The sequence below is a fragment of the Chamaesiphon polymorphus CCALA 037 genome (assembly GCF_003003845.1).
Lineage (GTDB): Bacteria > Cyanobacteriota > Cyanobacteriia > Cyanobacteriales > Chamaesiphonaceae > Chamaesiphon > Chamaesiphon polymorphus.
The window spans coordinates 1-7291 of record NZ_PVWO01000293.1 but is presented as its reverse complement, the minus strand read 5'-3'; the positions used below and the strand labels follow the sequence as shown (position 1 = coordinate 7291).

The window sequence follows — 7291 nt, the reverse complement described above, 5'->3', positions numbered from 1 at the left end:
TGCCAAGTCTGAGCAATTTTGGTCAGTTCCGTCCAACTTTCACTGGTTAAAGCGACTAAATCGGCACGCTGGGGAGCGGTTTTGGCGATCGTCAGATCGCGGTAGCAGCCTGCCAGATTTTGGAGTACGGTGAGGGGTTCTTTTCCCCGTTCGAGAATCTGGCGCGTGCGATCGAGTAACTGCTCCGGATCGGCTCGATCGATCGACTGTAAAATATCGAGTAGATCCCGCTCTGGTACCGAACCGATCGCATCGTAGACTCGATCGGGTGTAATCTCGCCACTGAGTAAACTCAGCCTGTCGAGCAAGCTTTCGGCATCGCGCAAACCACCTTGAGCGATTTGAGCGATTAGCTTGATACTTGCAGCGTCAATCTCAATGCTTTCGTTACCAGCTATATAAGTCAGATGTTTTACCATCGCCTCGACGGGAATCCGCCGATAGTCAAATCGCTGACACCGCGAAATAATCGTCGGCAAAACTCGTTGCGGATCGGTAGTTGCCAACACAAATACTACCCGATCGGGCGGCTCTTCTAAAGTCTTTAGCAGCGAATTAAATGCTGCTGTAGTGAGCATGTGGCAATTATGAACTAAGAGTCCATTAGCCACGAAGTTGTGATTGTCCTCAACTTCCAGATCGTAGACTTTTTCCTGCCCAGCGAGGCTGAAAGATTCGATCGTCTCCAAACGTGTATGGCATACAGGCGCAGATCGGTCGTAGCTCTTCTGCTTGCTGCTGGATCGATCGAGAGGGGAGAGAATCTTCATTCCCGCTTGCAAATCTTGCGCTTTTATCCATCCCCGATCCGTCCTGAGTAAATGATTGCCAGTACAGCTAAGTTCTCGGTGGGTGGTCTTAATCGTCAAAGTGGACTTTTCACCACGATCGAGCCATCTGAGTACGCGTTTCCACTCCCATGTGCCTCGATCTTCGTTGTAACTTAAAACTTTTTGACCGAGTAACGATCGATCGTCGATTCTGGCTAACCCATTTGTGGTTAAAACTAGACTATCACCTGTCAGACACTCGTCGATAATATAAACCTTATAACGGCACTGGACGGGGGCATACTGGGCGCGCTCGATCAGTTCGCGGATATTATCGACACCTGTATTACTCGCAGCATCGATTTCGATGATATCGAGCGCAGCACCAACGGCAATCGCGCTACACGCGTCACATTTACCACAGGGTTGTGCTGTAGGTACATCAGACGCCATACAATTAAGAGACTTGGCTAATATGCGCGCGCTAGAAGTTTTACCTGTTCCCCGTGGGCCAGTAAACAGGTATGCTGGGGCAATCTTCTCCAGCCGCAGTGCATTAGTCAAGGTCGTAGAGATCGCCTCTTGCCCGACCAGATCGGCGAAAGTTTGTGGTCTATATTTATGATGTAGAGGTATATATGCCATCTGCGGATAAATAGAGAAGAGGTGTGGCTAAAAGTCAGGCGTCTCAGTCGAGCTGATTTGCCGAGCACTATCCTCTACGATACTCTAGATCGAATGTACCTAAATTGTGCATCTAAGGAATCAGTAAATGTTAAAAAAAATCTGGCAGTCATTCATGCGGTGGTTTCGCAAATTATTCGGGCGAGGTGCGAGCAAATCGAGCAATCGATTCGCGCCTACTGCTGAGTTACCACCTCTAGATGATACCGATCGGGAATATCTATTTATGCAGTTGCTCGAAGGAGTAGCTCATGGCTGGCAACAACCCCGTGCGATCGGCTTTTTTAACAAAATTAGGCAGCGAGTCCGCAAGTCAGAATGGTTGGAATGGCTAGACAAGTTTGGTAATAATTTACTCGCAGCCCCCGTCCCTAATTATGAACTAGCCGGACGGATGGTGCAATTAGGACAACTCGATTGCGGCGAGATCGGCGATCTCGCGGGAGAATACGGTGCTAGGCTGCTCGATCGGCAAGCTGAAGAATTTCCGAACTTGCTACCCATTCTGGAGTTTAGCGATGCCGCCGATGGCGATTTTGGCGACGTACCGTTAGAACTGCTGCTCGACAACAATCCATTTCCCTCTCAACCACCGCGATCGTTTAACCAGCAACCGGAACCAGAACAGATTGGCTCAGAGACTCAAGAAATCACACTCGAAGAGTTTTCGGCAATGTTGCACAAAGATCCGGGTTTAGTCGCCGAATTAGCGACTCAACTTGGGATCGAAACGACAGATCCCCAAGTTATCATCAATGCAGTTGTCGCTCAAATGCAGCAACAAGTTCAGCAAGTTAGTGGCGATCTCAATTCGATCGCGACCGAACCTACTGCCATGGAGACGCCACTAACGCCTTCACCAGAGATTCCCACTACCACACCACCAGAGATTCCCACCCCTCCTACCAGTCCACCCACCACGACTCCCGAAATTCCAGAACATCCACCAGTTACGCCCACGCCAAATCCGACGCCGAATCCCGAAATTCCAGAACATCCACCAGTTACACCTACGCCGGATCCCCCACTGACTCCCGAAATTCCGCCGACAGTACCGCCAGTGACACCGCCTCCAGAAATTCCCGTCAATCCGCCAGTAACACCCACACCAAGTCCCACACCGTCTCCAGAGATACCCACCACCACGCCACCAGAAATCCCCACACCGTCTCCAGAGATCCCCTCGCCGAGTCCCACGCCGCCAGAAATGCCACCGATGCCACCCGTCACGGCAACACCTGCATTTTCGACGATCGTCAGTTCGAGCGAACATCAAGCTCCACCGCCGCCACCACCACCAGCACCGAAACTAGAATATAAATCGGAAGATCCTTGGAATAACAGCCCAATCGGGAATACCGAATCATCACTTTCTGAGACAGCCAACACCCCCGATCGTCACGGGGTATAATTGCAGATGAGTAGAATTACCAACTTATATACAGACGGAGCTTGTTCTGGAAATCCTGGCCCCGGCGGCTGGGCTGCGGTTGCGTACTTTGATGATGGTAGCTGCCACGAGTTAGGCGGTCGCGATAGCGCGACGACTAACAATCGGATGGAAATGCAAGCCGCCATCTCCGCGCTGGAATTTTTTGTCAGTAACGATCGAGCCGAACCATGCGTTGTCTATACCGATAGTGAATACCTGATCAAAGGCATCACCCAATGGGTCAAAGGTTGGAAAAAAAAAGGCTGGAAAACTGCGTCGGGTAAACCAGTTCTCAACCAAGACTTATGGGAAACACTCGATAGACTCGATCGTCAAGTGCAATCTCAAACTAAAGCACCCGTTTCCTGGCAACACGTTAGAGGTCATTCGGGCAATGTCGGTAACGAACGCTGCGACACGATCGCTAGGGGCTTTTCTAGCGGTCAGCCACCCAAATTGCGGCAACGCTCGATCGTCGAGACATCGGAGCCAGCTCCAGCCACACGGACACCTTCAGAGCCGCTTCCTATTCCCTCTCTCCCAGATCTGCACATAGCCCCCATGTTAGAAGAACAGATTATTCATCCCGATAGTACCGAACATATTCCGCGTGAAGTTAGAGTCGCTCATCTACACCATCTGATCGATACCTTGCGGATTGCAGATGAAATTGCCAAAAGCAGCTATTTGATTGCCAGTTCCGAATTAGCCGATCTGATGGATATCAATGCTAGTGCGGTTACTAGTCGCGGCGACAGATGGGCGTGGCGTAATTGGATCGTCTCTAGAGTCCGCCGCGAAGGCAACCAAATTCTCTGGCAATTAGAGCGCGTTGATGGGGAGTAGATGGTTGGATGGGTGGATGAGTTGATGCTGTTGGGTTTCGAGGCTCCACCCAACCTACATGGGTTTAATATTTGATTCCACCTACCTACTTACTTTTCAAACACCCTCTAAAAGCGATCTCCAATGCTGGATTTACGCTCTAATGTCCGGTCTAGATCTTCGCCACAGTGGGGACAAATTCGTTGTGGTTTTGCGCGTTTTTTTTCAACTTCCTCAGTAAAACCGGAGGCAATAATCCCTGCTGGGAGTGCGACTAAACCCAGTCCTAATACCGCAATAATCCCGCCGAGAATTTTACCGATCGCGGTAATGGGTGAAACATCGCCATAGCCGACGCTGGTGAGGGTGATGATGCCCCACCACATCGATGCGGGGATATTGGGGTAGCGATCGGGTTGAGCAGCATGTTCGGCGAAGTACATCAAGCTCGATGAAATCATCAGTAACGTGAAGACAGCAAACAGTGTCGAAAATAAATCTTCGCGTTTGGCGGAAATAACTTTACCTAAAGTTCGCATCGACTCGGAATAGCGACCAATTTTAAACAGGCGTGCCAATCGGAGTAAATGCAGTTCGCGTACAAAAACTAAATGGGGGAAGAATAGAAATAAGTAATAGGGCAGAATTGAAATAAGATCGACGATCGAGAGGAGTGTGAAAGCAAATTTGAACCGACCAAAAATTGGGTGACGATAGCGAGGATCTAGAGTACAAGTCCACAATCTGAGTAAATATTCAACGGTAAAAACGATCGCAGAAGCAGTCTCAAAGTCATTGAAATAACTTTTGTAAGGAATCGAAATACTATCGACCGTTTCAAAAGTGAATGCCAACACATTCAGCGAGATTAGCGCAATCATCAACGCATCAAATAACTTACCCAGTCGATCGTCATGATGGGTGACTTCGATGACACGGTAGATCTGCTGTTTGAGTTTACAAGTTTTGAGTTTAGCCACGATCGCACGAGTGGGAATAATTAAATCATCAAACTTTATCGAGCTTTTTAATCGACTGTAACGCCAGATATTCCATCGGATTTTTGCCATTAAACTGGTTGCCATCAAAGAAGGTTTCAATCCCGCGCGAAGTTGTTTTCGGGATCGCGATCGATGGCGAAATTGTCATTGCTGCTTCCCGCCATAAATCTTCGCGATTGACTTTATTTACCATTGCTTGCACATCGGTATCGGGAGGTAAATAACCCCACCGCATATTTTCAGTCAAAAACCAGAGGTCGTGATTTTTGAACGGGTAAGAGGCGTTATCCTGCCAGAATTTCATTGTATAGGGACTCTGGTGAGTAACGCGATCGCTACCATAGTCGATCGCACCTTTGGCACGCGGCGCGATCGCGGCTGTTGGTACATTTAGGTATTGACTCGCTGCCACGATCCGACACATCTCGTCTTTATTTTCCGGTCGATCGCACCAGATTTGCGCCGACTGAATCGCCACTAGCAAGGCTTTAGTCGCCTTGGGATATCGATCGACCCAATCCGCCCGCATTGCAAACGATTTTTCGGGATGGTCGCGCCACAGTTCGCCTGTGACTAAAGCAGAATAGCCCAAATGCTCATCAATCAGTCGCGCATTCCAGGGTTCGCCCACACAAAAAGCGTGCATCGTGCCCGCTTTCATATTAGCGACCATTTGCGGCGGCGGCACCACAAACATCGAGACATCCGTATCGGGATTAATGCCCCCAGCGGCCAACCAGTAGCGCATCCACAGATCGTGGGTACCCCCAGGATGAGTGATGGCAAATTTGAGCCGCAGTCCTGGCCCTTTGGCTTTTGCCAGCTCGATGCTCTCCTTCAACTTTGAACTATCGATGCCAATATTGAGGTCGCGATAGATATTTGCCAGGGAGATCCCCTGTCCATTGGTATTGAGCCGCGCCAGAATATACATCGAGACGGGAATACCATCGGGTGTTTTACCTGCTGCTAAATGATAGGGAATGGGAGTCAACACATGGGCACCATCCAATCCACCCTGACTAGCACTCAAACTAAGATTGCTCTGGATAGCTCCCCAGGAGGGCTGTCGCACGAGCCGCACATCTTTCATTCCGAATCGAGCAAAATAGCCTTTTTCCTGGGCAATAATTAGCGGCGCGGCATCAGTCAGAGCAATAAAACCTAATGATGCAGTACTTGTTTCTGGCGCATCAGACCAAGATCGACCCATCGCTGGGGCTGCTTGGGAAATCCGCACGGGGGAGTTGAGGTTACATCCATGTGTCAAGATTCCGGCAGTGGCAGCTCCGGCTGTGAAAATGAATTTGCGCCGCGAAGAGTGGGTCATATTTTTAGATCGATAACGCTTAAGATCGTTCGATCGAATCGAACTGGGAATCCCAGAGCGAATATTCAAACTGAAAATTGCTGACGATCTCTTGAGTTTGGGCGATCGTCAATGGATGGGGTAATCGGGTTCTAGATCGAAAAAAAACAGCTACTGCCAGTACTTGGGCATTCACAATAATTGGTACGCCAAATCCAGTTCTGACGCTCAATGCTTTGGCAATTTGATTGCGTAAAAAATAGGTATCTGAGGCTGCCGAAGCATCCTCCAGCCATTCAAATTTTTGCGACTGCCAAACTCGACCTGGCAATCCTTCACCTGGAGATAGCACAAAAGATTGGCTGCAAATTTGAAACTGCATCCAGGAAATTGCTTTACGTAGATCTAGATTGGTATTGATGCACCAGGCAGGGCTGAGTTCTAGCAAGGTTCCAGTCGGGTTTGGCAGCCAGGATTCACCATATTCCCATTCTGTATTCGTACAGACTGAAGTAAGTAATATTGTCAGTGCCGATACTAGACGATCGGAGGTGGCATCAATCGATTTTACGGGGATGCCACCATCGAATCGGCTGGCAGGATGTTGAGTCATAATTCGTTTTGTCAAAGATGGTTATACTCAGGTTGCTTGCAGCCGATCGAACTCAGTATTTAACGTGAGTTGCTACCGATAACCTCAGCGGTTAGAAACCGCCGCTCATAGCGCGAAGTCCGCCTACGCGGACTAGGATCTCAGTCCGCGTAGGCGGACTTTGTAATACTAGCCCCGATTTGCGGCGCGCGCTCGTCGGGTTTCCCGACGGTTTAGCGCGACAAGACACAATCGGTGGCGGTGCTGGAACGAAGCAAATATCCCGATCCCTAACTCAGTATTTACGCCTGTGTAACCACCCCCGCCGCGATCACAGGCGCGGGCATCTTGGCGGTGGGCTGATATTCTCCGGCTGTTACCGTCCGCGATCGCTGGGTTTTAATCAGCGATACTTGGGTAGTAAGCAAGAAGCTAGTCAGACTGGCAATCACAATCACAGGTACCATTGAGGTATCGGCAATTACGCTCAGAATCACCGTACTGCTAATCGGAGTCTTGGTAATTGCCACATTTACTGCCGCCATCATACATACCATCGCGATCGTTGGGTGGATTTGGGGGAAGCCTAACGAAATCGCCAAACCCACCACCGAGCCAATGTAGAACAGCGGGAAAATAAAGCCACCCCGAAAGCCAGAATGTAGAGTACAGCTAATG

Annotated in this window: 8 protein-coding genes; 2 read left to right on the top strand and 6 right to left on the bottom strand. The window is 49.5% G+C overall.

The window, feature by feature from the left end; all coding sequences use genetic code 11:
• Positions 1–1415: DNA polymerase III subunit gamma/tau (gene dnaX, locus C7B77_RS19360; protein WP_106308532.1), on the bottom strand; the 1415-nt coding region annotated here is incomplete at its 3' end.
• Positions 1416–1542: 127 nt separating this feature from the next.
• Here dnaX and C7B77_RS19355 point away from each other — a divergent pair.
• Complete coding sequence (locus C7B77_RS19355; protein WP_106308529.1) at positions 1543–2865, top strand: hypothetical protein; 1323 nt, start codon at positions 1543–1545, stop codon at positions 2863–2865.
• A gap of 6 nt (positions 2866–2871) precedes the next feature.
• Positions 2872–3732, top strand: coding sequence for a ribonuclease HI (gene rnhA, locus C7B77_RS19350; protein ID WP_106308526.1), 861 nt, complete (start codon positions 2872–2874; stop codon positions 3730–3732).
• Positions 3733–3839: 107 nt separating this feature from the next.
• Here rnhA and C7B77_RS19345 read toward each other — a convergent pair whose 3' ends face one another.
• The 5 genes from C7B77_RS19345 to C7B77_RS19330 form a co-directional block, all read right to left on the bottom strand.
• Positions 3840–4781: an ion transporter gene (locus C7B77_RS19345; RefSeq protein WP_106308523.1), complete on the bottom strand. Its 942-nt coding sequence runs from the start codon at positions 4779–4781 to the stop codon at positions 3840–3842.
• A complete protein-coding gene (locus C7B77_RS19340; RefSeq protein WP_106308520.1) occupies positions 4720–6042 on the bottom strand; it encodes a CmpA/NrtA family ABC transporter substrate-binding protein in 1323 nt (440 codons plus the stop codon). Before C7B77_RS19340 ends, C7B77_RS19345 begins: the two co-directional genes overlap by 62 nt.
• Positions 6043–6061: 19 nt before the next feature.
• On the bottom strand, positions 6062–6634 hold the full coding sequence (locus C7B77_RS19335) for a transcription factor MYC/MYB N-terminal domain-containing protein (RefSeq protein WP_106308517.1): 573 nt from the start codon (positions 6632–6634) through the stop codon (positions 6062–6064).
• A 91-nt stretch (positions 6635–6725) separates the two neighbouring features.
• On the bottom strand, positions 6726–6863 hold the full coding sequence (locus C7B77_RS30175; protein ID WP_181243929.1) for a hypothetical protein: 138 nt from the start codon (positions 6861–6863) through the stop codon (positions 6726–6728).
• Positions 6864–6915: 52 nt separating this feature from the next.
• On the bottom strand, positions 6916–7291 hold a 376-nt coding region (locus C7B77_RS19330), incomplete at its 5' end, for a chloride channel protein (RefSeq protein WP_181243928.1).

Coding starts and splice junctions, on each gene's coding strand:
- C7B77_RS19355 (WP_106308529.1), top strand. CDS start 1,543: ATGTTAAAAAAAATCTGGCAGTCATTCATGCGGTGGTTTCGCAAATTA.
- rnhA (WP_106308526.1), top strand. CDS start 2,872: ATGAGTAGAATTACCAACTTATATACAGACGGAGCTTGTTCTGGAAAT.
- C7B77_RS19345 (WP_106308523.1), bottom strand. CDS start 4,781: ATGGCAAAAATCCGATGGAATATCTGGCGTTACAGTCGATTAAAAAGC.
- C7B77_RS19340 (WP_106308520.1), bottom strand. CDS start 6,042: ATGACCCACTCTTCGCGGCGCAAATTCATTTTCACAGCCGGAGCTGCC.
- C7B77_RS19335 (WP_106308517.1), bottom strand. CDS start 6,634: ATGACTCAACATCCTGCCAGCCGATTCGATGGTGGCATCCCCGTAAAA.